This is a genomic window from Streptomyces sp. NPDC058469 (assembly GCF_042721125.1).
Taxonomy (GTDB): domain Bacteria; phylum Actinomycetota; class Actinomycetes; order Streptomycetales; family Streptomycetaceae; genus Streptomyces.
In genome coordinates this window covers 26,698-49,653 of record NZ_JBHXME010000032.1, presented here as the reverse complement: position 1 = coordinate 49,653, position 22,956 = coordinate 26,698, and the positions used below count along the sequence as shown (strand labels likewise).

The 22,956-nt window shown below is 71.5% G+C and carries 26 protein-coding genes; all 26 read left to right on the top strand.

The window, feature by feature from the left end:
• Positions 1-27 precede the first annotated feature (27 nt).
• The 26 genes from ACFWP5_RS16875 to ACFWP5_RS16750 all read left to right on the top strand — a co-directional run bounded on the left by ACFWP5_RS16875 (position 28) and on the right by ACFWP5_RS16750 (position 22,895).
• Positions 28-1,170 (top strand): AAA family ATPase, encoded by a 1,143-nt coding sequence (locus ACFWP5_RS16875; protein WP_384156274.1) that lies wholly within the window; start codon positions 28-30, stop codon positions 1,168-1,170.
• Positions 1,167-2,966, top strand: coding sequence for a hypothetical protein (locus ACFWP5_RS16870; RefSeq protein WP_384156197.1), 1,800 nt, complete (start codon positions 1,167-1,169; stop codon positions 2,964-2,966). Before ACFWP5_RS16875 ends, ACFWP5_RS16870 begins: the two co-directional genes overlap by 4 nt.
• 145 nt (positions 2,967-3,111) lie before the next feature.
• The gene (locus ACFWP5_RS16865; protein ID WP_384156194.1) at positions 3,112-3,666 is read left to right on the top strand and encodes a hypothetical protein; all 555 of its coding nucleotides are present in this window, start codon (positions 3,112-3,114) and stop codon (positions 3,664-3,666) included.
• Positions 3,667-3,766: 100 nt separating this feature from the next.
• The gene (locus tag ACFWP5_RS16860) at positions 3,767-4,204 is read left to right on the top strand and encodes a hypothetical protein (RefSeq protein ID WP_384156191.1); all 438 of its coding nucleotides are present in this window, start codon (positions 3,767-3,769) and stop codon (positions 4,202-4,204) included.
• Positions 4,201-4,980 carry a hypothetical protein gene (locus ACFWP5_RS16855; RefSeq protein WP_384156188.1) on the top strand — a complete coding sequence of 260 codons (780 nt, stop codon included), beginning with the start codon at positions 4,201-4,203 and terminating at the stop codon, positions 4,978-4,980. Before ACFWP5_RS16860 ends, ACFWP5_RS16855 begins: the two co-directional genes overlap by 4 nt.
• Positions 4,977-5,834 (top strand): relaxase/mobilization nuclease, encoded by an 858-nt coding sequence (locus tag ACFWP5_RS16850; RefSeq protein ID WP_384156185.1) that lies wholly within the window; start codon positions 4,977-4,979, stop codon positions 5,832-5,834. Before ACFWP5_RS16855 ends, ACFWP5_RS16850 begins: the two co-directional genes overlap by 4 nt.
• Before the next feature lie 71 nt (positions 5,835-5,905).
• On the top strand, positions 5,906-6,547 hold the full coding sequence (locus ACFWP5_RS16845; protein WP_384156182.1) for a hypothetical protein: 642 nt from the start codon (positions 5,906-5,908) through the stop codon (positions 6,545-6,547).
• A gap of 23 nt (positions 6,548-6,570) precedes the next feature.
• A complete protein-coding gene (locus tag ACFWP5_RS16840; protein WP_384156272.1) occupies positions 6,571-7,326 on the top strand; it encodes a hypothetical protein in 756 nt (251 codons plus the stop codon).
• Positions 7,323-7,976: a hypothetical protein gene (locus ACFWP5_RS16835; RefSeq protein WP_384156179.1), complete on the top strand. Its 654-nt coding sequence runs from the start codon at positions 7,323-7,325 to the stop codon at positions 7,974-7,976. The genes ACFWP5_RS16840 and ACFWP5_RS16835 overlap by 4 nt, the downstream gene beginning before the upstream one ends.
• Before the next feature lie 15 nt (positions 7,977-7,991).
• On the top strand, positions 7,992-8,393 hold the full coding sequence (locus ACFWP5_RS16830) for a hypothetical protein (protein ID WP_384156176.1): 402 nt from the start codon (positions 7,992-7,994) through the stop codon (positions 8,391-8,393).
• A 43-nt stretch (positions 8,394-8,436) separates the two neighbouring features.
• Positions 8,437-9,474, top strand: coding sequence for a DUF317 domain-containing protein (locus ACFWP5_RS16825; protein WP_384156173.1), 1,038 nt, complete (start codon positions 8,437-8,439; stop codon positions 9,472-9,474).
• Between the two features lie 25 nt (positions 9,475-9,499).
• Positions 9,500-9,883 (top strand): hypothetical protein, encoded by a 384-nt coding sequence (locus tag ACFWP5_RS16820; RefSeq protein ID WP_384156170.1) that lies wholly within the window; start codon positions 9,500-9,502, stop codon positions 9,881-9,883.
• The gene (locus tag ACFWP5_RS16815; protein ID WP_384156167.1) at positions 9,880-10,680 is read left to right on the top strand and encodes a DUF317 domain-containing protein; all 801 of its coding nucleotides are present in this window, start codon (positions 9,880-9,882) and stop codon (positions 10,678-10,680) included. The genes ACFWP5_RS16820 and ACFWP5_RS16815 overlap by 4 nt, the downstream gene beginning before the upstream one ends.
• A gap of 29 nt (positions 10,681-10,709) precedes the next feature.
• Positions 10,710-10,850 carry a hypothetical protein gene (locus ACFWP5_RS16810; protein WP_384156164.1) on the top strand — a complete coding sequence of 47 codons (141 nt, stop codon included), beginning with the start codon at positions 10,710-10,712 and terminating at the stop codon, positions 10,848-10,850.
• A complete protein-coding gene (locus ACFWP5_RS16805) occupies positions 10,841-11,668 on the top strand; it encodes a DUF317 domain-containing protein (RefSeq protein ID WP_384156161.1) in 828 nt (275 codons plus the stop codon). The genes ACFWP5_RS16810 and ACFWP5_RS16805 overlap by 10 nt, the downstream gene beginning before the upstream one ends.
• 597 nt (positions 11,669-12,265) lie before the next feature.
• Positions 12,266-13,033: a DUF317 domain-containing protein gene (locus ACFWP5_RS16800; protein ID WP_384156159.1), complete on the top strand. Its 768-nt coding sequence runs from the start codon at positions 12,266-12,268 to the stop codon at positions 13,031-13,033.
• Positions 13,034-13,065: 32 nt separating this feature from the next.
• Positions 13,066-14,853 carry a type IV secretory system conjugative DNA transfer family protein gene (locus ACFWP5_RS16795; protein ID WP_384156156.1) on the top strand — a complete coding sequence of 596 codons (1,788 nt, stop codon included), beginning with the start codon at positions 13,066-13,068 and terminating at the stop codon, positions 14,851-14,853.
• Positions 14,854-14,911: 58 nt separating this feature from the next.
• A complete protein-coding gene (locus ACFWP5_RS16790) occupies positions 14,912-15,481 on the top strand; it encodes a hypothetical protein (RefSeq protein WP_384156153.1) in 570 nt (189 codons plus the stop codon).
• 87 nt (positions 15,482-15,568) lie between these two features.
• Positions 15,569-16,165 (top strand): hypothetical protein, encoded by a 597-nt coding sequence (locus ACFWP5_RS16785; RefSeq protein WP_384156150.1) that lies wholly within the window; start codon positions 15,569-15,571, stop codon positions 16,163-16,165.
• 32 nt (positions 16,166-16,197) lie between these two features.
• Positions 16,198-17,034, top strand: a complete 837-nt coding sequence (locus tag ACFWP5_RS16780) for a hypothetical protein (RefSeq protein ID WP_384156147.1) — start codon at positions 16,198-16,200, stop codon at positions 17,032-17,034.
• Positions 17,031-17,801: a DUF317 domain-containing protein gene (locus ACFWP5_RS16775; RefSeq protein WP_384156144.1), complete on the top strand. Its 771-nt coding sequence runs from the start codon at positions 17,031-17,033 to the stop codon at positions 17,799-17,801. The genes ACFWP5_RS16780 and ACFWP5_RS16775 overlap by 4 nt, the downstream gene beginning before the upstream one ends.
• Positions 17,798-18,616, top strand: coding sequence for a hypothetical protein (locus ACFWP5_RS16770; RefSeq protein ID WP_384156142.1), 819 nt, complete (start codon positions 17,798-17,800; stop codon positions 18,614-18,616). Before ACFWP5_RS16775 ends, ACFWP5_RS16770 begins: the two co-directional genes overlap by 4 nt.
• A 65-nt stretch (positions 18,617-18,681) precedes the next feature.
• Positions 18,682-19,521, top strand: a complete 840-nt coding sequence (locus tag ACFWP5_RS16765) for a hypothetical protein (protein WP_384156139.1) — start codon at positions 18,682-18,684, stop codon at positions 19,519-19,521.
• A 118-nt stretch (positions 19,522-19,639) separates the two neighbouring features.
• Positions 19,640-20,509, top strand: a complete 870-nt coding sequence (locus tag ACFWP5_RS16760) for a hypothetical protein (protein ID WP_384156269.1) — start codon at positions 19,640-19,642, stop codon at positions 20,507-20,509.
• A gap of 5 nt (positions 20,510-20,514) precedes the next feature.
• Positions 20,515-21,786 carry a DNA cytosine methyltransferase gene (locus ACFWP5_RS16755; protein ID WP_384156266.1) on the top strand — a complete coding sequence of 424 codons (1,272 nt, stop codon included), beginning with the start codon at positions 20,515-20,517 and terminating at the stop codon, positions 21,784-21,786.
• Positions 21,786-22,895, top strand: a complete 1,110-nt coding sequence (locus ACFWP5_RS16750) for a DnaB-like helicase N-terminal domain-containing protein (protein WP_384156136.1) — start codon at positions 21,786-21,788, stop codon at positions 22,893-22,895. Before ACFWP5_RS16755 ends, ACFWP5_RS16750 begins: the two co-directional genes overlap by 1 nt.
• Positions 22,896-22,956: the final 61 nt, after the last annotated feature.

The following is a 22,956-nucleotide window of genomic DNA, read 5'->3' as shown; positions in this document are numbered from 1 at the left end:
ACCAAGGGCGGCGAACTACGGGCCAAGGTGGCCCGACTGCTGGCCGACCGGCCGGCGGACACGCTCACCATCGGGGGCATGGCCAGGCAGCTGGGCCACTCCCACGGCGCCGTCCGCAACGCCGCCCTCACCCTGGTGCGACGCGGCGAGGCCGACCAAGGCGGAAGGGGACAACCGGAGTTCCGCGCGAACGCGAAAACCGCCGCAGCCGCGCAGACCGCTGTGATCAGCCCACCGGGCACCCACTCTCCCCGCGCCCAGGCGGCCACGGCCCGCACGACCATTCCCGCAGCAGCCACGCCCAGGCAGACCGGCCCGATCCGCCGCGCGGGGGGCCAGGTCTACCACCCCCGGGAGCTGGCCGATCTGCCCGACGTCGAGGCGTTGAATCGCTTGCGCGACGCCGACGTGCCGGTGCTGCTCTACGGCCCTCCGGGCACCGGCAAGACGAGTCTGGTCGAGGCGGCGTTCCCGGACCTGCTCACCGTCGCCGGTGACGGCGACACCACGGTCGGCGACTTGATCGGCGAGTACACACAGGACGACGCGGGAGCCTACGTCTTCCAGTACGGTCCGCTGGTCACCGCGATGACCGAGGGCCGCGCCCTGCTGATCGACGATGCCACCCTGATCTCACCGAAGGTCCTGGCGGCGCTGTATCCCGCGATGGACGGGCGCAGGCAGATCCAGGTCAAGGCCCACAAGGGCGAGACCATCAAGGCCGAGCCGGGCTTCTACGTGGTGGCGGGCCACAATCCCGGCGTCCACGGGGCGGTATTGACGGAGGCGCTCGCGAGCCGGTTCAGCGTGCAAATCCAGATCGGCACGGACTATGACCTCGCCCTGGCGCTGAGGATCGATGCCCGGGTGGTCCGGGTCGCCCGACACCTCGCCCACCAGGTCGAACTCGGCGAACTGGGCTGGGCCCCCCAACTGCGAGAGCTGCTCAGCTACCAGAAGACCGAGGCCGTCCTCGGCACCAAAGCCGCGCTCGCGAACCTGGTCGGCATCGCTCCTCTGGAGGATCGCGACGCCGTCGCCGCTGCCGTCATCAAGGCTGCCGGCGTCAAGAAGATCGCGCCCCTCACCCTCGGCAAGCAGCTCTCCGCCTCGGCCGTCCGGCAGCCCCCGGGCAGCACCGGCTCCGCGCACCGGGGCCGCTCGCGATGAGCGCCCACCACCACGTCCAGTCCCCCGCCACCACGCCCGACGACGACGCCGACCTCGCGCGATGGGACGACGACGGCGCCCCGCCCGCGCAACCCCGTTCCTCCCCGCACTTGTGGCTACGCGTGGGAGCCGAACTCGGCGATCGGCTGGTCGCCCTCTCCGGCCGCCAGGACCTCCTCGTCACCTGCCGCCCCGGCACGCGCAGCGGCGCACCGGCCGCGTTCTTCCCCACTCTGGGCGAGGTCGAGTTCGACGCCGGCCTGTTCGCCCCGCTCCAGCCCCACGAGATCCATCCACGGATCGTGGGCGACGAGGAACGGTATCCCGCCGCCTGGGGAGTGTTCGTCCACGAGGCCGCACACTCGGCCCACTCCGTCTGGACGAAGCCTGCCGGAGCGAACCCCCGTGTCGTCGAGGCCGCGCTCCTGCTGGAGGAGAGCCGCGTCGAAGGCGCACACCTGATCACGCGGCCCACGGACCGCACGTACCTGCGCACCAGTGCCCGAACCCTGGTCATGCCCGACATCGCCCACCCCACCCTCCAGGGCATCGAGCACGCCGCCGCCGTGGCGGCCCTGGTCCTCGGCCGCCGTGACGTCGGCATCCTGGACGCCGGCGAGACCCGGGCCGTCGCCGATCTGTGCGAAAAGGTGCTGGGCGCAGACCTGCTGGCCACACTCACCCGCATCTGGACCGCAGCCCACCAGTGCGCCGACCACGACGCCACGACTATGCTCGCGCACGCTCAAAAATGGTGCGACGCTCTGGACACCGCGGCCCCCGCCCTGCCCGTGCCGGAGAACCTCACCGATCTGCTGTCCGGCGCCGTGGGGGTCGTCATGGACAGCACGGCAGCCACCGACGCCGCCGACCTCGCGGCACAGGCCGCAGCGACCAACGCCATGGCCGCGCAGTCCAAGGCGCAGGCTCAGGACCGCGCCCAGCGGGCCGGCCAGCGGCGCAAAGCCGCCGCCACCGCCAAGTCGGTCTTCAACGCCCGTGGCACCACTGTCGCTCCCGACGGCACACCGGCGCCCTACGGCAACCCGGTTACCGGCACCCGCAGGCCCACCGCCGCCGAGCAGAGTGCCGCCGCGCGCCTGAGCCGCGCCCTGCGTGCCGCCGCCTACCGCGAGCGGACCGAGGAGCGGACCACCAGCCCCACCCCGCCCGGCCGCCTCAACATGCGCGCGGCCCTCGCCCGCGACGCTCAGCGCGCGGCCGGGTCGGTCCCCACCGCGGAACCGTTCACCCACACCCGCCGCCGGAACTCCCCCACCCCACCGCTGCGTGTGGGTATCGCCGTCGACGTCTCCGGCTCCATGCGTGCCGCCTGCGCGCCCGTCGCGTCCGCTGCCTGGATCGTGGCACGCGCAGCAGCCCTGACCGACCCCGACTCCCTTACCGCCACCATCGCCTACGACAAGCACCTGACCGCATTGACCCGACCCACCCACCGAGCACCAGAGCGCGTGACGACGTTCGATGCCAACGGCGGCCACCACAACCTCGGCGACGCCATCGACGCACTCGACCACGGCCTCGAACTCAGCCGCCCCGGCGCCGGCCGCCTCCTCGTGATCGTCACCGACGCCCGCTACGGCAGCGACGAAACCGCTCAAGCCGTCACCCGCGTCAAGCAGCTCACGACCGCCGGCTGCGCCGTACTCCAGCTCACCCTCACCGCGAAGTCCCACCACTTGCCGGGGACCACCTTGCTGCACCTGCCCCAGCCCTCCAGCGCTCCCGCCGCCATCGCCACGGCGGCAACAGACGCCATCCGCAGGACACGCTGAAACGACGCAGAAGGCGGAAGCGTCCCCGAGACCACCGCCAAGCACTCCAGACCACCTCCGTCCGCCGCATGAACCGTGCATCTGATGCACGACCCTCCGCAACGACCCAGGCCACCACCCCAACCGCCAACGAAAGGCACTCGATTTGAAGCCCCACACAAGCAGCCCGACCTCGAACGTAACGCCCATCAAACGGAATACCCCGGGGGTTCGTACGGAGTGGACCGTCAACCACCCCTGCGGCCACGAGGTCGTCCATGATCTGTCCGGCCGGCCCGCCGACCGGCGGGCCGGGTTCGCACGCTGGCTCGCGGAGAGAGCCTGCACGGACTGCTGGAAGGCCGCCCGTGACACCGATTCCGAGTCGAAGGAGCAGTGGCTCGCCGCCAAGCGGGCCGAGGAGCAGCAGGCCGCCGCGGAGTGGGCGGCCCGTTTCGACATGCCGCCGCTGGAAGGACCCGAGCGGGCCCTCGACTGGGGCGAACGGTCCCGTCACCAGCTGATGACCGCCGCGCACGCCGCGCTCGTCATCGAAGGCACCTGGGGCGAGGCCGACTGGGCGGCGCTGGAGGACAAGGCCCGGACCGTGACGCGTGCGGGATGGTGGATCGATCAGCGCGATGCAGAAGGCGCTGACCTGCTCGAACTCCTCGACGCCGTAGCGGAGCAGGATCGCGGGACGGAGAACCCGTTCCGCTGACCGGCCCGGAACATAGCCGACCATCGCCGGTTAGCCAAACCGGCGATCCTGCGGACCATTGATCTTCCCGCCGCCACCCCGCCCGTGTGGAAGGTCCTGCATGTTCCCGTCATCCTCAACTCCTCGGCCGACGCCGGCCTTCGCCCCAACGCCCGACCCGCTCACCAACGCCCGGGACATCACCCACGCCCACTTCCGGGCCGGTGACCAGGTCGTCATCCTCAAAGGCGTGGCCGGCAGTGAACTGTGGGGGGATGCGATGCGCGTCGTCGCCCCCTCGTGGCACACCCCGACCGACGAGGACGGATGGCGGCTGCGCGACGCAACCGGCGGCGCCCAGACCTACATCACGGCCCACCCCCGCTATCTCGTGCACCTCGCGCGCCGCTGCCCGGACTGCTTGATCCACCTGCGCGCCATGGAGGACCACCTCCTGCCGAAGCACGCCGGAACCGACGCGCTCATCGACTGCGGCTGGTACACCATCACCGCCCTGGGCCAGCTCGTGCACGTCGCCGACGCGAGGGGCGGCCGGTGAGTCTGCCCATTCGCCGCCCCGGCCGAGCCCTCGCCCTGCTGCGGGCTCGCACCCATGCCACCGAGAACATCTCGGACCCGCTGTGGCCGATGCGGCTGGCGGGCGACCTGCGCGAACTCGACGCCGACTGGCGGGAGTCGGCCGCCGTGTGCGCCGACGCCGCATGGACCGCGCGCGCTGCCGGGAACAGCGTCCTGGTCCTGCTGCATCCCGGCCAGGTCACCATTGCTGAACCCGACCCGGTCACCGCCCGCGCCTACCAGCATCTGTACCTGAGCGCTCTTCGCTACGACCTCCGCTGCGCCACCCTCCACTCACTCGCCGCACCGCTCCTGGAGCGAGATCGCCAGTCGCTGGACTGCTACAGCCGGGCCCTGTACGCCTTCTCGCTGCTGGGCCAGTCCCGCCCCGAGGGACTGGCCGTGATGGACGAGGTCCTCGACGAGGCCGGCGATCACGCCAAGACCCTCCACGTTCTGCTGCACGGACTGTGGCTCGGCCTCGACCTGGACCAGGGTGCGCAGCGGCTCCTCGCCCTAAGCACCCGGCCGCCCTTCGACTCCGGCACGGACCCGATCGTCGCCTTCCGCCGGGCCGGCGCGCTGCGCCGCCTCGGCCGCTACGACGCGTCACTCGCGGCCATCGACCGTGCCCTGGACCTTCTGCCGCCGGGCGACACCGCGGTCCACGCCGATCTCGTGCGCGAGCGGTCCCTGACCGCGACCGCCCGCGACCTTCACCACCATTTCCTCATCCCCGGAGGCACACCTACGTGATTCCCCGCGTCAACGAACGCACCATGAGCGCGAAAGACGCGCTCAGCGAGGCCCTCGGTAGAGCCGTGAGGCCGGAGGAGGGCCTGACCGAGTACACGATCGTCGCCTACTGGCCGGCCCTGGACTCCTACACCCTGGACGAGGAGTCTGCGACGTGGAGCTCCGTCGAGTGGGCCGACCACCTCGAAGACCCGATCTTCGAGAACCCGTTCGCCGCGAGCCCGCGCGGCGAACGGCATGCGATCGCCCACCTCGATGTCCGGCTCCACCCGGGCGACCGTGACCTCAGTGGTGCGGAGTGGGCCGAGATCGCTCACCGTTTCGTCCGCGCCGCCGGGATCGAGGTCCCGGGGGACGCGAACAACTGCCGCTGGATCGCCGTCCAGGCCAAGCCAGGCCGCCTCGATCTGATCGCCAACCTCATCCGTCTCGACGGGGAGTGGCAGCACCTGCCCGCCGATCTCCCGCAACGTCTGAACGACGAGGCCCGGCGCATCGAGCAGGACCTGCGGCTCATCCCGGTAGCAACGTCCGACGGCCCCGACCGCACCCGCCGTCCGCCGACCGCGTCGACCCAACTCGCCATGCTCCTTGCGCAGTTGGCTGATGAACGGGTGGGACCGCTGGCCACCGTACGGGGGCTGATCGAGAACTCCGCCCACCGCCTCGCCTGCCAGGCGAGCCCGGTCGACGCGGACAACTCGCACCGGCTGGAGCTGATCGCCGACCGCCTCCGCACTGTCCAGGAGGACCTCGACACGATGGCCGGCCGACTCGCCACACAGCCGGGCCCGCGGACGACTGTCGCCCCTGCACCGCCCGCCGTCCGGCCCTCCGTCCGCCACGCACCGTAGGAGAAACGCTTCTTTGCCGTCGGCCGACCGCTTCCTGACCGTCCACCGCGATCCGCACTCCGAGGAGATCCTTGCCCGGCGGCGACAGTGAGGCCCACAGCATCCTGGAGCGCGCGGGCTTCGTACCCGTGATCCGCCCCCACGAGACCTACCACCGCGCCCCCACCGGCCTGGACAGGGACAACGAGAGGCAGCTCGCCACCCTAGCCGTCGCGCAGCTCAAGTCCGCCGGCTACCACGTCGACTGCACCGAGGACCTCGACACCGAGGCACGCCCGGCCCGCTATCCGCCGCTGGGATCCCCAGTCGCCCACCTTGCCGAGCGCCTGCAACAGGCCACCACCACCGAGGACGCCGCCAACGCCCTCACCGAACTGACCGCCCCGTACGACGGGATCCTCGCCGCGATCAAGCAAGTCCTGTACGCCACAGCCGACTTCCACGACGGTCTCGGCGACCGAGCCGACTCACACACCGCCCGCCGACTGCGCCATCTCGCCGACGAGCATCTGCACGTCATCCGCACCGACCTCATCCACACCCGCAACGGCCTCGCCGACCGGCACGCCCCGCACCCCGGCCGCAGCACCTGCACCGCAGAAGTGCCCGCCGCCGAACGCGAACGCTCCGCCGTGTGCGCCTGCCCACCCCCGCCGCGTGCAGCGGTGCCGGTGCCGCCACCGCCTCCGGTGGCGACCGGCCTCCGCCGCTGACCACCACCCCCGCCAAGGACACCATGCACCCCCACCACGACCCCGAGCGCCTCGCCTCATACGCCGACGTCCTCGCCGGCGAACTCCCCGGCGACTGGACCAGCACCTATCACCCGTCCGACGACAAGGACGACCTCGCCGAACTCACCGACCGCGTCTGGGACTTGGACCTCGTCGCCGCCGCTCTGGCCGAGCAGCCGCTGCGGCAGGCGGCGGTCCTGTCCCGCCCGGACGGCGCCCAGCTCGCCGTCCTGGACCGGCCGGGCGAACGCGAGGGCTTCCTCATCGCCGCCATCGCCCCACATGATCTGCCCGACCAGGCGTACCGCGGCGTGCGCGAACCCAATGGCATCGCTCTGACGGACGATCCGTTCCTGGGGGCCGAGCAGGTCTCCGGTGACCTGCTGGCCCGCTACGAGAGCGCGCTAGCCCAGGTCCGACACAACGCCGCAGCCCAGATCGATCCGTCCCAGCCCGACCGGGTCGTGCTGACCTGGCAGAGCGACGGCAGCCTTGCCGCCGTCCCTGCGGGCACCACCGCCGCGGACGTCCTGGCCACCCACGGCTTCGTCGCCGACCAGCAGACCGGTATCTACCGTCTCAGCGGCGACGACACCACCGTTCAGGCCCGCGCCGTCCGCGCGGCAGGCCGGCAGCTGGAGGCCCACGGCATCGCCCTCGCACTCCAGCATCCCTCGGGCCGGATCGCCCCCGCCGCCACACAGCCCACCGCGCCTGCCCCAGCCGTACCCCGGGCCTCGGCGGCCAGGACTCGATGAGGCAGAGCGAGCCCGACTTCTCGGTGCTGGAGTACATCACCATCACCAAGGACCTGCGCACCGGGCTGGTCCTCGCCCTCGGCGGCACCCGGGAGGCGGCCGGCATCCTCCAGCGCACCGGCTTCCTCAACGAGTACGGCCCCCGGGGCGATTACCACCGCCTCCCCCACGGCCTGACCGAGGACGACGAACGCCGCAAGGCCACGGCCGCCTCGCACACCCTGCTCGCCGCCGGTTACAGCGTCCACCTCGATCCGGCGCTGAACGTCTTCGACTCCCCGGACGGCGGACGCGAAGCCGCCCAGCGCTATCTCGCCCAGCTCTCGCAGCGGGCCTTCGGTGCCGAGAGCGGTGACGAGTGGGGGCAGGGTCCTGACCGAGATCACCGAACCCGATTCGGGCCTCCTGCTCCTCCCCCGCGAGGCCGTCGTCAGCACCTACATCGCCTGGTCCCAACAGTTGAGAGACGCCGGCGCGGACGTGGAACCGGCCGTGCGGCTCGGGGACACGGCAGAGGCCCTCTCCCGCGCCGCCGACAGCATCCGCCGGGCCCGCAATCACGCCGCGCGCACCCGCCACCGGGCGGCCCCACTACGACGCCGCCCGGCCCGGCGCAGCGTCCCTCCGCGCCCCTGTCCCGCCACCTGTGAACCGGAGAACCCTTCGTGGGAAACCGTGCCGACGACGAAGGCACCGACGTCGAGATCTACCGCAGAGCCCTGACCGACACCATCCACGCCGACACCCCCACCGGCGCTCCCGAACAACTCCTCGCGCTGCTCGACCAGTTGGGCTTCGAACGCAACACTCTGCGGCCCGCCGACGACGAGGGTCCGACGTACATCTGGCACGAGGCTCCCGGTCACCTCAGTCAGCGGGAACAGAAGAGGCTGGCCACGCGCGCCGTTCCCGCCCTGCTCACGGCCGGATACGCCGTCGGCATCCCCGACTATCTCTTCGACCGCGCCATCTACCGCCGCGCCGTGGCCGCCACCCGCGCCCAGCGTGCGACACCGGCCAGTCCATCACCTGCGGCGACCGGCCGGCCGCGCCGCTCGCCTGGCTGAATCATCCCCGTCCGCTACTCGTCCTCCAGGAGTCCGCACCCGCTTGTCTCCGCGTCCTGCCTCTACCGTCCCCTACGTTCTGGCCACGCCCGGCTATCTCGCCGGCGGGGGTGACCGGGGACATCTGACCGAGCTGCTACTGCGCGGGCACGGCTGGCACAACGTGTCCACGATCGACTACCACACCGCGCTGGCCAGCCCCGACGGGCGCCTGCACGCCGTCCACGACCGGCGGGCGGGCTGGACCTGGAACCTGCGCGCCACCCACCCGGACGGGCGAGAGTGGGAGGCGATCCTCGGCGACCATCTCCCCGTCGAGTACGTCACCGCCATGGTCGACGCCATGCGCCACCCGCCAACCCCCCACAGCCACAAGGTCCTTGACCCACTGCGGGAGGCAGGCTGGAGCACCGACGGCGCCGGACCCGCCCCGACGGCTGTGTCACCCGACGGCCTGGTCCGCGTCACCGAGCAACCCTCTCGCCCCGGCAGGCCGATGACATGGCGCGCCGCGTGCACGGTGAACGGGTACCGCTGGTGGACAGCCGCCTTCAGCACCCACACCCCGCCCGGTGTCGTCACGGCGTTCACCCGCAGCCTCGCCCGCAACGATCTCCTGCCGCGGATGGCCATCGGCATGCCGCTGTACGGCTGCGGGCCCTACACCCGCCTGGCCCGGGCATCGCACGGATGGGACGACGAGCGGGCACTGCTCGAAGCCCGGATCGCGGACGCCCGCGCCCGGCGGAACACCGGATCGCAGGCCGCTGCTCCGGCGGCGAAGCCCGTCCTGCCCACTGCCGCCCTCCGTACTCGCTGGCCACGCCGACCCCGTGCGCCAGCGCCCACTTCTCCCTTCTTCTCCGTCGTTCAGGAGCCTTCCGTACCTCACACGCCCCGTCCTGCCGAGCCATCGCCCATCGCCGCTGAACGTCCGCCTCGTCTGGCCGTCTTCCTCTTCCGCCGTTACCTGCGCGCCTGCATCCCCCTCGAACCCGGCCACACCGTGCCCCTGGCCGGCGCACGGCCCGAGACCGTGCTCGCCGAGGCCCGCCGAACCGGCCACCGCCACCACGACTGAGCCCGCCACCACGCCCTGGAGGAGCATGACCCACCCCGCCCCGGATCCGGTTCGGCTGGCCGACGAGATCACCCGTCAGCTCGGCCGGCTCACCGAACGCCTCGCCCAACTACCGTCCGACGAAGCCACGTTCGTCCTCGCCCGCATCCTCGATCCGGACGAGGGCGTCCTCGGCGGCATCACCAGCCTCATGATCGCCGGCAGTCAGTTCGCCAAGGCCCAGGCCGAGTACGGACGGCTGCCCGCAGAGATCTGCCTCGATCTGGGCCGCGCGGCGAACGAGCTCAACGACATCGGCCTCGACTTCGACGAACACCGCGCAACCCTGCACCACATCAGCAGGCAGCCCACCACCACGGCGGCGAAGCCGCCCGCTCCCGCCCCGCTCGTCGTGCGGCGGCACCGGTGAAGACCAAGCAGTGGGCCGGCTGGGGCCCGGCCGAACAACCTGAACAGCACTACCTCATCGAGCCGCGTGCTCTCGCCGGCGGCGGCGACATCCGGCACGTCTCGGAATACCTGCGCGCCTCCGGGTGGCGTGACCGGTCCAAGAAGGACGGCCCGCTGGTGCTGGAGAGCCCGGACCGCACGGTCCGCGTCTCCTACGACCCCTACGTCCAGCCGGGCGGATGGGCCATCCACGGCGCAGCACGAGGTCACCAGGACGAATGGTGGGCCACACTCGGCCAACAGACCCCCGTGGAAATCGTTGCCGGGCTCACCGACCTGCTGACCCAGCCGCCTTCCGCCCACGCCCCCAACGTGTGGGCACCGCTGATGGAACAGCACTGGCATCTGCAGCCCGAGGGCCGGCACTACACCGCGACGAGCACCGACGGTTCGGCGTGGATGCACTTTCGCCAGGACGCGACGGGCGACGCGCTGTGGTGGGCCGGCGGCGGCGACCCCCGCGGCATCGGCTGGAGCGCCCAGCTCGCTCCCACCACCCCGATGCATCTCGTCCAAGCGTTCGCAGCCGAACTGGCCAGCCCACAACCGGTGATGCGCCCGCGCGGACGGGTCCCGCACCACCCCAAGATCCGGACCACGTCCGTGTCCGTGCTGCCCTCCCAGCTCAGTGCCTGGCAGCAGGCCCGGATCACCGCCGCCCGCGCCGCGACCTGGGCGCGGACCTGGAACACCGGCCGGCCACGGACCGCAGCACACCCCCACGCCCCCGCCGGCGGCCACCGCGCCCGCCGCTGACCCTCCCCCGCCGACCTCTCAGGAGTCCTGTGCCCGCACGCACCCCCGAGGCCGTCCAGACCGCCGGCGACAAGCTCTTCCGTCGCGCCGATGTCGTGTGCGAGAGCACCGCGCACCCTCTGTACCTGGACACGTCGCCGAGCGCCCGGAAGGACGGCCGATGCCGGTAAGCGAGAAGCAGTTCTCGGCCTTCGCCGACACTCACCTCTGGCGGCTCCCCTTCGACACCAGCCCCCGCCACCTCGCCGGTCCCGGCGACGGACGCCACGTCACCCACGGCCTGGCCGCCGCCGGATGGCAGCGCACCTCCGATGTGCTCAGCCCCGAGATCATCCTCACCAGCCCCGATCACCGCTACAACCTCCAGTTTGACCCGCAGTCCGCCCCCTCCACCTGGTGGACGCTGCGGGCCAAACCCACCGGCACCGAGCCCGGCTGGAACGCGGCATTCGGCGAACTCGTCCCCGCCGAACTCCTCACCGCAATGACCGACGCCCTTCTCGCCCCACAGCCGACCGAGGAGCGCGACCCTTTCCGTACGCTGCGATCGGCGAACTGGCCCACCGGCACGGTGGACACGGCGCACTCGCCCGACGGCATGTGCCACGTAGAACGCCAATTCGTCGACGGTCACAGCGTCAGGTTCTGGACCATCGAGGTGTGCGAGCCCGGACACGGCACTCACTGGGGCCGCCACCTCTGGCGTGCCTCGTTCGGCAGCCACACGCCCCTCCACCTGGTCGACGCGTTCGTCGCCGCCCTCGCCGACCCGGCCCCGCTCCAGCGCGGCATGTACGACCGCACCGCCCATTACAGCGCCGTCAAACAGCCCAGCCAGCTCACGCCGCAGCAGGTCGTCGCGGCGCACACCAGCCGACTCGACGCGATCCGCGCACAGGCACGCGCCGCACGCCGACAGCAGCCGGGGCCCCGTCCGGCCGCAGCTCAACCACCGGCCCCGGCCCCTCTTCCGGCCCCGCGCCGCTGATCCCGAAAGGATCCACCCGATCTCCTTCGACCATCTCGCTCACCGCGACTTCCTGCACCACCTCGACGTCTTCCTCCGCGACAGCGAGAAGATCCTCGACGCGTGGGATGCCTACTCCGACGAGCACACCGACCTCGACGGCTGGCCGTACGACGACCACGCCTACGGACTGCGCCAGCGCCAGCGCGACGCCGACACCGCCGAGGCGTTCGAGACCGTACGCGCCGGCGCCCGCCACCTCCTGGCAACGGCCGACGCGCAGCTGCCCACCCTGCCGCCTGGCTCGGTCCAGGAGCACTGGGTCTACCGGCTCGGCGTCCTGCGCGGCGCTCTCGACCGGCTCGACGCCCTGCACGAACAGTGGCTGCTCACCCGTGACAGCCTCCCCGCCGCTGCCGGGCCCGGCACCCCGGTCTTCGACGACGCCCTCGCCGAGCACCACGCCGAATGCTGGAGTTACCTCGACGACTGGGCCACCCACGGCCAGGTGATCGGCGACATCACCACCGCGGCCCGGCACGCCCCGTCGCCGCTGGCACCGCCCCCCGTCGCAATACCGATCCACCCCGCGCCCGGCCCGACCCTCACGGTGCGCAGGTGACCGTGCCCCAAGGACCCGAGATGGTCGAGGTCGACTTCGTCGCGCCGCGTCACCTGGCCGGCGGCGGTTACCCCGCCTGGATCACCGTCCCCCTGCACCACGCCTGCGGCTGGAGCTACGGCCAGGACCCCCTGATGCCACGCGTCTTCCTCACCAGCCCCGACCAGAAGGCCCACCTGCGGCTGGAACCCGACCCCGACGGCCAGTGGTGGACCCTCCACCACGCAACCCCGGCCAGCAGGCCCGCCTGGTACGCGAGTTTCGGCGCCCGTACCCCGGTCGAAGTGATCGGCGCGTTCCTCGACGCCCTCACCGACCCGAACACGGCCACCGCCGTCGAGGCAGACCCGTACGAGCCGCTGCGGCAGGCGGGCTGGGTCCCCGCCAGCACCCAGACCAGACTCGTCTCACCCGACGCCACCACCTACGTCCAGTGCCACGGGCCCTTCTTCGCCACCACCCTGCTTAACAGCGGCTCCCGGCCGGTGTGGCAGGCCCGGTTCGGCGAGCACACCCCCGCCCACCTGCTCGCCGCGTTCACCGCCTCGCTCGCCGACCCCAGCCCCGTTGCCCGCACCCTCGACACCCAGCGTCTGCCCACGCTCAATCCCCGCCTCGTCACCCGGGTGCGGCGCGAAGTCACCGCCGAACAGGCCGCCTTCGCCCTCGAAGACCGTGTCCGCGCACTCGGTGCCCGCCGCCCCGCCCTGCCCACTTCTCCAGGCATCCAGCCCAGGCCACCCGGCACCGGCCGCACCCGCTGATCCCGCCGCCTCACCGGAGCACGTATCCCCTCTTGCCTCCCTCCTCCACGAACAGCACCGACGGCTACGACATCGTCTTCCGGCTCCTGCTGGGAGCACTCGCCGTCGTCGTCCCCCTTTCCCACCTCGCCTGGCTGTCCGGGAACATCACCGCCTACCTCACCGGCAGCACCTGGGCCCCGTACCAGCCGACCATCGCCCTGCTCCACCCCGAACGGCTCTGGCCGGATGCCGGGGAAACGTCCCTGCTGATCGGTGCGCGCATCGTCCCGATCGTGATCCTCCTCGCGCTCGCCACCGCAGCCGGCCTCCTGTGGGGGCGGCACAAGAACCGCGGCGGCAGCCGTAAGAAGATCACCGGTATGGCCAAGGCCAGGGACGTCGAACCCCTGATGGCCAAGGCGATCACCGCCAAGGCGCGCTCCCTGCGCCCGAGCCTGAAGAACACCAAGCACATCGACGCCGCCGACACCGGCATCCTCCTCGGCACCCTCCAGGGCACGCGCCACGAGGTGAGGATGGGATACGAGGACGTCGCCGTCGCGATCATGGCTCCCCGGTCCGGGAAGACCACCAGCCTCGCGATCCCCTCCATCCTCAACGCCCCCGGTCCGGTCATGATCACCTCGAACAAGGCGTCCGGCGACGCCTACACGGCCACCCTCGACTCAAGGGCGGCCGTCGGCCGGACCTGGTCGATGGACCCGCAGCAGATCGCGCACGCCGCACGCGCGATGTGGTGGAACCCGCTCGCCGACGCCAAGACCCTCGACGGTGCCGGTCGATTGGCGGGACACTTCCTCGCGGCCTCGGTGGACGCGAGTCAGCAGGGCGATTTCTGGTCCAAGGCCGGATCCAACATCCTCAGCCAGCTTTTCCTCGCCGCCGCGCTCGACGAACGCCCGATCACCGACGTGATGCAGTGGCTGGCGTTCCCCGCCGACCGCACCCCTCTGGACATCCTGCGCGACCACGGCTTCACCGCGGTCGCCGCGCAGCTCAAGGGCACCGTCGAAGGGCCGCCCGAAACCCGTGACGGGATCTACGAGACCGCCCGCCAGTACGCCGCGGCCCTCCTCAACTCCGAGATCGCCGCCTGGATCACGCCGCAGAAGGACGTCCCGGAGTTCCGGCCCACGCAGTTCGTCACCTCCACCGACACCCTGTATCTGCTGTCGAAGGACGGCGGAGGCGGCGCCTCGGCGCTGATCGCCGCGTGCGCGGACTCCGTGATGCGGGCCGCGACCGCCCAGGCCGAACGCGCCGGCGGGCGCCTCGACCCGCCGATGCTCGCGATCCTCGACGAGGCCGCCAACGTCTGCAAGATCTCCGATCTCCCCGACCTGTACAGCCACTTGGGCTCGCGCGGGATCATCCCGATCACGATCCTGCAGTCTTACCGGCAGGGCCAGAAGGTCTGGGGCGACACGGGCATGGACGCCCTGTGGTCCGCATCCACCGTCAAGGTGATCGGCTCCGGCATCGACGACCCCGATTTCGCCGACAAGCTCTCACGCCTCATCGGCGACCACGACGTGGAAACCACCTCGACCTCCACCTCCGAGTCGGGGAAGTCGACCTCCGTGTCGATGCGGCAGGAACGGATCCTGCCCGCGGACGCGATCCGCGCCCTGCCCAAGGGCACCGCGCTCGTCTTCGCCACCGGTCTGCGTGCCGCGATGCTCGACCTGCGCCCCTGGTACGCGGAGCCCGGCGCCGACGAACTCGCCGCCGCCTCCGCCCGCGCCTCCCAGGCCATCACCGCCCGTGCCGTCGCCAAGCACACCCCCCGCCAGGGCGACTACGGCACGGCCGCCTAACACCCGCCCGCGCACTCGTCGAAAGCGCGTGTCCCTCTCGCCTCTTCTGGAGTTCGCATTGCAGATCATCGACCTGGCCGAGCAGACCCGCCTCCTCGGCCAGGTGGCTCCCACACTGGAGACCCTGACCGAGGAAGTGGAATGGGTCCGGGAGGAGGAGGCCCTCGCCCCCATCGATCAACTCGTGCCCCCTGTCCTGCGCCTGTACGAGCTGGCGATCACGTGCACGCGGCAGCTCCACGACCGCCAGTACGCTGCCATGAAGTACTGCCGTGAGAACGTCGCCCTTCTCGCGGAAGCGTGTGCGCAGGTGTCCCTCGCCTCCGCCCTCGACGCCATCAGTAGCCGTACGGAGATCCTGCTGTACAGGGGCGCGGACCCCACCCCCGGCACCAGCCGCGACCACCTGCGACGGGCCTGCGTCGAAATGGACCGTGCGGGCACGGCCTACCGCGCGCTGGCCCAGCGGCTCTCGCGGCGTCTGGCTTCCGCCGCCGCCCGCAGCGAGGACCAGCAGCTCATCGACCGCGCGCTCACCGGCCCCGATACCGCCACCCCGGCAGCCGCTCATCCAGCAGCCACCGGCCCGGGCCCGGCCGGGTGTTCACCCGCGCCGAAGAGGCGTTGACAACGGCACGGTCAACGTCGCACTCCCGGCACGGCACCCCACCTGCCCGGCCCGGAGCCTGCCCTGCCCCTTACCTCCCGGAGCTTCATGTCCATCGTGGATCACCACGACGTCTTCGTCGGCTCGACCGACGACGGATGGACCTTCCTCGTCCTCAACCGCCCCCTGAACGGGGCCGCCCGCATCCTCACCGCAGCGGGCTTCACGGCCCGTCAGGCCCAGGGCCGCACGCTCTACCTCCTGCCGCCCGAGACCGCCGCTGACGCACACGAGCGTGCCGGCATCGCCGCTTACGGGCTCATGGCCCACACCATGGACCTCGTCGACCTCGCCTGGACCACGCACCACCCCAGCACCGACGGCACCGAGCCCGAGGCGACCATCCGCTTCCACGACGGCAAGGTCACCGCCACCGCCCTGACCGACCGCGCCGCCGACGTCCTCACCCAACACGGCTTCACCCCCGCAGAAGCCGCACGGGAGTACACGCTGCCCGCCCAGCGCGGTGAAGCCGACACCGTGAACGCGGTCGTCCGGGCCGAGACCCACCTGTTCACCCACGGCGTCCGTGTCCGCGTCGACCTCGGGATCCCGACTCTCCAGGACATCCCGCCGGCGCCGTCCCGCCCTCTCATCACGCCCGCGCCGCCCACCCCGGACCAGGCCCCACGGCACCGCCGTTGACCCCGCCTGCCTCTACCACCCGGAACAGCACCATGCACCAGATCGACCTGCACGCCGAGATCCAGCATCTGAGGCAGCTCGGCAGCGACTTCGCAGACCTGCACGCCGAGGTCCGCTCACTGCCCCTCACGCCCGGCACCGACACCCGCCGGCAGCTCACCTCGAAGATCCTGGCCGTCAACGGCCTGGTCGAGCAGCTGATGGAACACCTCGACACACTCGACGGCAGCCAGTACACCGCCGTCCCCGGCAGCCGCCCCTCCCTGGAGCTCCTGGCATCAGTCGTCCACACGGCCACCACCGCCTCCAGTGAGCTGGCCACCGTGCTCCTCGAAAATCCCCTGGAAGCCGCGGCGTTCCCCGGACCGCCCGCCGACGAAGCCGCTGTCCGCGCGGCACGGCACGAGGAGGCGGCACCGAAGATGGCCGAGCACCTCGCGAGCGCCGCTCACAAGCTCGAACTCGCCTACACCGGCTGCTACTACCTCGCCACCGGCATCACCCGCGACGTGGACCAGCACGCCGAACGCAGCCGGACCGTCACAGCAGCGAAGGTGACGGATCACCAGGCGGAGGTTCTCGTGCGACTGTCCAGCAGAAACGGTTCCCTCTCTGAGTCCGGTCGCACAGGGGTAGCCAAGGCCGTCGATCACAGCGGTGCCGCCATCCATCTCGGCACCCTCAATTCCCTGGTCAAGCGCGGGCTGGTCTCCGTGGACACCACGACCTCCCGGTTCACCGGCCAGCGCCTCACGGTCACCGCCGCAGGCCGGCAGGCCCTGGCACAGCGCCAGCCGCCCGGGACCTCCACCCGAACGGCGTCGGCAATGCCCCCCGCCCCACACCAACCGGCGGCACGGCGGCGATGACCGGCTTTGCGCCCACCGACCGCGTCCTCGTCTCTCCGCGTCACCTGTCCGGCGCCGGACTCGACGGTCTCGGTGACGTGCTCGGACCGCTGATCCACCTGTTCGGCTGGCACCACGATCACGACACGAGGACCGGACACGTCCTTCTGGACAGCCCCTGTCACAGCCTCTTCGTCGACTTCACGCCGACCAGCACGGAGGGGATCTGGTGGCGGATCAGCCACCACGAGCCGTACTGGGAAGCCCACTTCAGCGCGCGGACGCCGGTCGAAGCGATCGCCGCCGTCACCCAGGCGCTGCCGCAGCTCCTGGGCGATGTCCGGCACGCCGAGCGCATCCCCATCACCACCAGCCCCCTGGCCCACTCCGCGGCCCTCAACGGCTGGAAGATGACCAGCGACGGACCAACGACCACCTTCACCTCCAGCGACGGATACTGCGCACTCACCCACGTCCCGGACGCCGAGATCCGCTGGCGGGTGCGGCACTCGCTGCCCGACGCCCCGCTCACCGGCTGGAACGCCACCTTCACACGGGCCGCCCCCACGCGCCTGGTCGCTCAGTTCTTCGCCCACCTCGCCAGCACCGTCCCGGTCGAGCGCGTCTTCGCCGACCTTCCCTTCCGCGTGCAGCAGAACGGCCACGCGGTGATCACCCCCGTCCGGGACGCGGCGGTCAACCCGCACGTCCACCACGCCGTCGTCCAAGCCGCCAAGGCCCACCAGCCGAGTCCGGCCCGGATGCCAACTGCCCCTGGGAGACGATGACTTCCCCGCACCCGGGCCCCGAACGCCTGCTGGTCCTCGGGGGCCACTACACCCGTCACCACGATGCCCTCCAGGGCATCGTCCTGCTGCGCGGCCCCGATCCGGCAGGCACTCTTGCCCAGCACATCCGCTCCACGCAGGCCCTGGCCCGGGAAGCCCTGGAGGTGTCCACCTCCGTGCGCACCATGCCCCGGCTCTGCCACACACCAGTCATCCGCGCCGTGATGGAGCGGGCCACCCAGCTCGCCGCGTTGGCCACGCTCGCGGCCGACCACCTCCTCGACGCCGTGGACATCCTCCAAACAACCGCCACCGCACATCCCGCAAGCGAGCCGGCCCCGGCTGTTCACCACGGGGAGACGCTGCTGGAGGCCGGACGGCGTACGACCCTCGCCGGACGCCTCACCTCCCTCGGCGCCGAGGACTGCCTGGCCAACGCCGAACTCCTCGCCCGCGAGATGCACCGGCAGCATCTCGGCCCCGACCACCGACCACCGACGCTCACTCCCGCTCAACGCACCGCGCTGGAATCCGTCGCCGCAGGCCACGTCACCCTCACCGGACTGCTCAACAAGCCGTATGTCCGGCGCGGCCCCACCCGGATCACCATCACCACTCTCCGCGCGCTGCAGGACCGGTCTCTGGTCTCCCGCGAGCCGTTCCCGCACACGCTGCACGACGAGCGCATCCACCTCGCCCCCGACGGGTGCCGCGCGCTGGCCGCCCTGCTGGCCCAGCCCCGCAACGCGGAGCCAACTGCCGTACGTCCACCGGCCGCCCCTGCCGTGTCCGCCATCCGCGCCGCAGCCCGCTGACGTCCGCGCCGCCCCCACGGCCCGGATTCCCCTCTCCGCTCGTTCCCTTTTTCAAGGCCCCGCCGATGACCGCACCGCCCGACGACGCCCTCCTGTTCTCTGTGCCCGCGCCGCAAACCCCCGTGGAACAGCTGCTGGCCCTCGCCGACCGCTACGCCCAGCACAACGACACCCTGGACGTCCTCCTCCACTTCTCCGGCCCGCACGCCGACCCCGACGCATACATCCGCTCCGCCCACCGGCTTCAACGCGAGACCCACGCCGCCGTCAAGACCCTCCCGGACCAACCGCTCCACACTCGCCGCAAGGTGAACGACGCGGTCCTGCGGCTCAAGCAGCTCGCCCACCTCAGTGACGGAGCCGCCCGCCACCTCGCCGCCGCCCGCCACGCCCTCGGCACAGCCGATGCGAACGAGAGCCGTGCCGAGGTTCTCCGCGTGATCGGCCCTCACGTACGGGCTGCCCGTGAACTGACCGCCCTGGCCCCCGAAGCGGTCGTCGAAGCCGCCGGCCACGTCGCGCGATACCTGCGCAACCCCCTCGGCGACCACACCGCCGCCGTAAAGATGCCCCTCCATCACCGCCATGCCCTGCTCGCCGTCGCCCGCGGGCACATCAGCATCGCCGGCACTCTCGGCGGGCCGGCCGTCCAGGTCTTCGACCGGAGCGAGTGGCCCGTACCTGTCAGCCAACTGCGCCTGCTGGAAGTCGCCGGCCTGGTCTCACAGGCTCCCGAGACGGCACCGCCCTCCCGGTACTACGCCCAGCCGGACGACCGCGTACGCCTCACCGCCCACGGCATCGCCACCCTCGCCGCACTCATCGGGCACGCGCCGCTCGCTCCCGCACCGGCCACAGCGACTCCCGTGCCCGCACCGGCCAGCACACCCCGCGCCCGGCGCTGACCTCCCCCGCATTTCCCCACACACACCGCAACCGCCCCCACCTGAAAGCGCCCCCGCCATTTCCGAAACACCTGCCCTCACCTGCATTTCCCTGGGTGCCGGAGTCCAGTCCAGCACCCTGCTTGCCCTGTCTGCGCAAGGAATTCTCCCAAAGGCCGATTACGCCATTTTCGCCGATACCGGCTGGGAGCCACGGGCGGTCTACGATCATCTCGACCGTCTCGAACGAGATATCGCCGCTCCGGCCGGAATACCAGTCCTCAGGGTTTCTTCGGGAAACATCCGAGACGACGCCCTCGACCCCGCGCACCGGTTTGCTTCCATGCCTCTCTACGTTCTCAACGAGGACGGCAAACAAGGAATGACCAGGCGTCAGTGCACCGGTGAATACAAGATAAAGCCCATCAAGAAGAAAGTCCGGGAACTTCTCGGATACCCCTATCCGCAGCGCATACCGAAGGACGTCTTCGTCGAGCAATGGGTCGGTATCTCGACAGATGAATTCCACCGGGCCAAGGACGCAGACGTCAAGTACATGCGCAACCGGCATCCCCTCATCGACCTCGACTGGTCCCGCGCCGACTGCATCCGATACCTCACCTCCATCGGTCTGGCGGATACACCGAAATCATCCTGCCTGGGCTGCCCCTTTCACGGCAACGCGCAGTGGCGCACCATCCGGGAGACAAGTCCGCAGGAATGGCAGGACGTGGTCGCCTTCGACGCGGCCATCCGCCAGGGCAACGCCCGCGCGAACGCGTCCGGGAACCCGCTGCTGGGGCAGGCGTTCCTGCATCGCTCCCGCGTTCCGCTCGACCAGGCGCCCATCGATCACGTCACGGCCGCCGAGTGGACCGCGCGCCAGCAGGAACTCGGCGACCACGCTCCCGCGGTCCAGGAGCTGGAGGACGGGGTGGTTGACGGCTGCTCCCCGTGGGCCTGCCGCGGCGCCGAACCGGTGCAGGACGGCTTCGGACTCACCGCGTGAGGCGGATCGTCCTGGACCTGTTCGCCGGGCCGGGCGGCTGGAGCCACGCCCTGAGCGTCCTCGGGACGCGGGACGTCGGCTTGGAGTGGGACGAGTGGGCGTGCCAAACCCGCGCCCGCGCAGGCCAGTTGACGATCCGGACGGATGTCGCCGCCTACCCCGCATGGATCGTCTGCGGCCGGGTGCGCGGACTGATCGCGTCTCCGCCCTGTCAGGCGTGGTCGATGGCCGGCAAGCGGCTCGGTCTGGTCGACCAGCCATACGTCCACCAGGCCGTCGCCGACCTCGCCTCCGGCCGCGACACCCGCGAGCGGTTGCTGGCAGCGTGTGCGGACCCGCGGTCCCTGCTGGCCGCCGAGCCCATGCGCTACCTGCACGCCCTGAACACGGTGGGCGAACCGGAGTGGCTGTTGATGGAGGAAGTACCCGACGTGCTGCCGCTGTGGCGGCAGTACGCGGCCGTTCTGCGCGGCTGGGGATTCTCCGTGTGGACCGGCATCCTGAACGCAGCCGATTTCGGTGTGCCGCAGACCAGACGGCGCGCCATCCTGCTCGCCTCCCGCGTCCGCACCGCCCAGCCCCCCGTGCCGACCCATGCCCAACTCGCCGAGCCGGACTCGTTGTTCGGGCCGGGCCGCCAGCGGTGGGTGTCGATGGCGCAGGCGCTCGGCTGGGGGGCCACCGACCGGCCGGTGCCCACCGTCTGTGCCGGCGGCGGCCCTGGCGGGGGCCCCGAGCCTTTCCCCTCCGGATCCCGCAAGGCGCTCGTGGACGCCCGCAACCGCGGCACCTGGACGCCCCGGGACACGGACAGCCTTCTGGCCTCCCGCTCAGCAGGGTCCCGACACATCGCCCCGCGCGCTGTCCGGGAGACGAGCCCGGAGGACATCGCGACGGCCGTCTCCACCACCCAAGAGCCCCGATGGTCGTGGTCGCTGCGCAGCAACAACCAGACCAACGCCACCGTGCGCCGGGCCTCGGAGCCCGCCGGCACCCTGTTCTTCGGCCACCGGGCCAACGAGTGCACCTGGGTCGCCGAACCCTCTGACGGTGCCGAGGACGGTGAGCCGGATACCGCGCCGCCGCCTATCAGGATCACCGCGCGCGAGGCCGGCATGCTGCAGACCTTCCCCGCCGACTACCCATGGCAGGGCAACAAAGGCCAGCAGTTCTCCCAGATCGGCAACGCCGTCCCACCCCTGCTGGCCGCGCACCTGCTGGCCCCCCAGCTCGACGACAGGCCCTTCAACCCCGACGACTTCACTCTGGCCGCCTGATGTCCCCTACCCCCGAACCCGACGAAGACGATCTCGACGCCGTCCCACCACCACAGCCGGTGTTCCACATCGAGCAGGCCCTTCTCGGCGCCCTCCTCCTCGATCCGCACCGTCTCGGCGACGTGAGCGGCATCTGCGCCGACTCGTTCTCCACCGCCGCACACGCCGCCCTGTTCGCCGCCATCAGCACCCTGCCGCCGCCCGATCCGGCCCAGCACGCGAAGAACGCCAAATGGCTCGACCGCGTGCTCGCCGCGAGCCGCAAGCGGGCACGCGGGCTGACCGCCTCGTACCTGCACACGCTCATTCAGGTCTGCCCCTGGTCCCGTCACGCCCCGGCCTACGCGCGGATGGTCGAGGCCGAGCACGCCCGCCGCCGTCTGCAGGGCGCCGCCGAACACCTCGTCCACACCGTCCACGACGCCTCGCTCCCCCACCCCGTCCAGACGGTGCTCGACGAGGCCGAGGCACTCGCCAGGGTCGTGGACGACATCGCAGCCCGGTTCCCTCCGCGCGGCGGTGTCCTGCCGCGTACCCCGGCACCGCCGTCACCACCAGCGCCCGACTACGCCGAGGCGTTGGAGGAGGAGCAGGTGCTGCTCGCGACCGCCACCGCCCACCCCGCTGCCATCGAGTCCGCCCGGTGGCTGATCCCCGACGACTTCACCCAGCCCCTGCACGCCGGACTGTGGGAGTGCCTCACCGCCCTCGCTCGCCGCAACGAGCCCGTCGACCCCGTCACCGTCCTGTGGGAAGCCCAGCAGCGCGGTCTGCTGGACAGCGGCAGCGAACCGGGCGAAGTCCTCCGTCTGCTGGCCGAACCGGCCGCTTCCGTGGAGCACTGGGGCGAACGCGCCCTGCAGCGCGCCCTCCTGGCCACCGCCGACCACGCCGGCCGCCAGATCCAGGCGTACGCCGGCGACCCGGCGAACACACCGTTCCAACTCGTCGTCGGCGCCCGCCGATCCCTCGCCGACATCGGCGCCATCCGCACCCGCTGGCAGCACGCCACCAGGCCGCTCCCGCCACCGCGACCGCGCCCCGCACCCACCACCCGCGCCGGCCCGCCGACCACCACGGCCGCACCCGCCGCACGGGCAACCCGCTAGCACCCCGCATACGCCGGTGGCCGGACCCCCGGGCGCTGCCACCGGCACAGGAGACGACACC

Excerpts from the sequence above, each read along its gene's own strand:
- ACFWP5_RS16870 (WP_384156197.1), top strand. The coding sequence starts at position 1,167 with ATGAGCGCCCACCACCACGTCCAGTCCCCCGCCACCACGCCCGACGAC.
- ACFWP5_RS16860 (WP_384156191.1), top strand. The coding sequence starts at position 3,767 with ATGTTCCCGTCATCCTCAACTCCTCGGCCGACGCCGGCCTTCGCCCCA.
- ACFWP5_RS16840 (WP_384156272.1), top strand. The coding sequence starts at position 6,571 with ATGCACCCCCACCACGACCCCGAGCGCCTCGCCTCATACGCCGACGTC.
- ACFWP5_RS16835 (WP_384156179.1), top strand. The coding sequence starts at position 7,323 with ATGAGGCAGAGCGAGCCCGACTTCTCGGTGCTGGAGTACATCACCATC.
- ACFWP5_RS16820 (WP_384156170.1), top strand. The coding sequence starts at position 9,500 with ATGACCCACCCCGCCCCGGATCCGGTTCGGCTGGCCGACGAGATCACC.
- ACFWP5_RS16805 (WP_384156161.1), top strand. The coding sequence starts at position 10,841 with ATGCCGGTAAGCGAGAAGCAGTTCTCGGCCTTCGCCGACACTCACCTC.
- ACFWP5_RS16785 (WP_384156150.1), top strand. The coding sequence starts at position 15,569 with ATGTCCATCGTGGATCACCACGACGTCTTCGTCGGCTCGACCGACGAC.
- ACFWP5_RS16780 (WP_384156147.1), top strand. The coding sequence starts at position 16,198 with ATGCACCAGATCGACCTGCACGCCGAGATCCAGCATCTGAGGCAGCTC.
- ACFWP5_RS16775 (WP_384156144.1), top strand. The coding sequence starts at position 17,031 with ATGACCGGCTTTGCGCCCACCGACCGCGTCCTCGTCTCTCCGCGTCAC.
- ACFWP5_RS16770 (WP_384156142.1), top strand. The coding sequence starts at position 17,798 with ATGACTTCCCCGCACCCGGGCCCCGAACGCCTGCTGGTCCTCGGGGGC.
- ACFWP5_RS16765 (WP_384156139.1), top strand. The coding sequence starts at position 18,682 with ATGACCGCACCGCCCGACGACGCCCTCCTGTTCTCTGTGCCCGCGCCG.
- ACFWP5_RS16750 (WP_384156136.1), top strand. The coding sequence starts at position 21,786 with ATGTCCCCTACCCCCGAACCCGACGAAGACGATCTCGACGCCGTCCCA.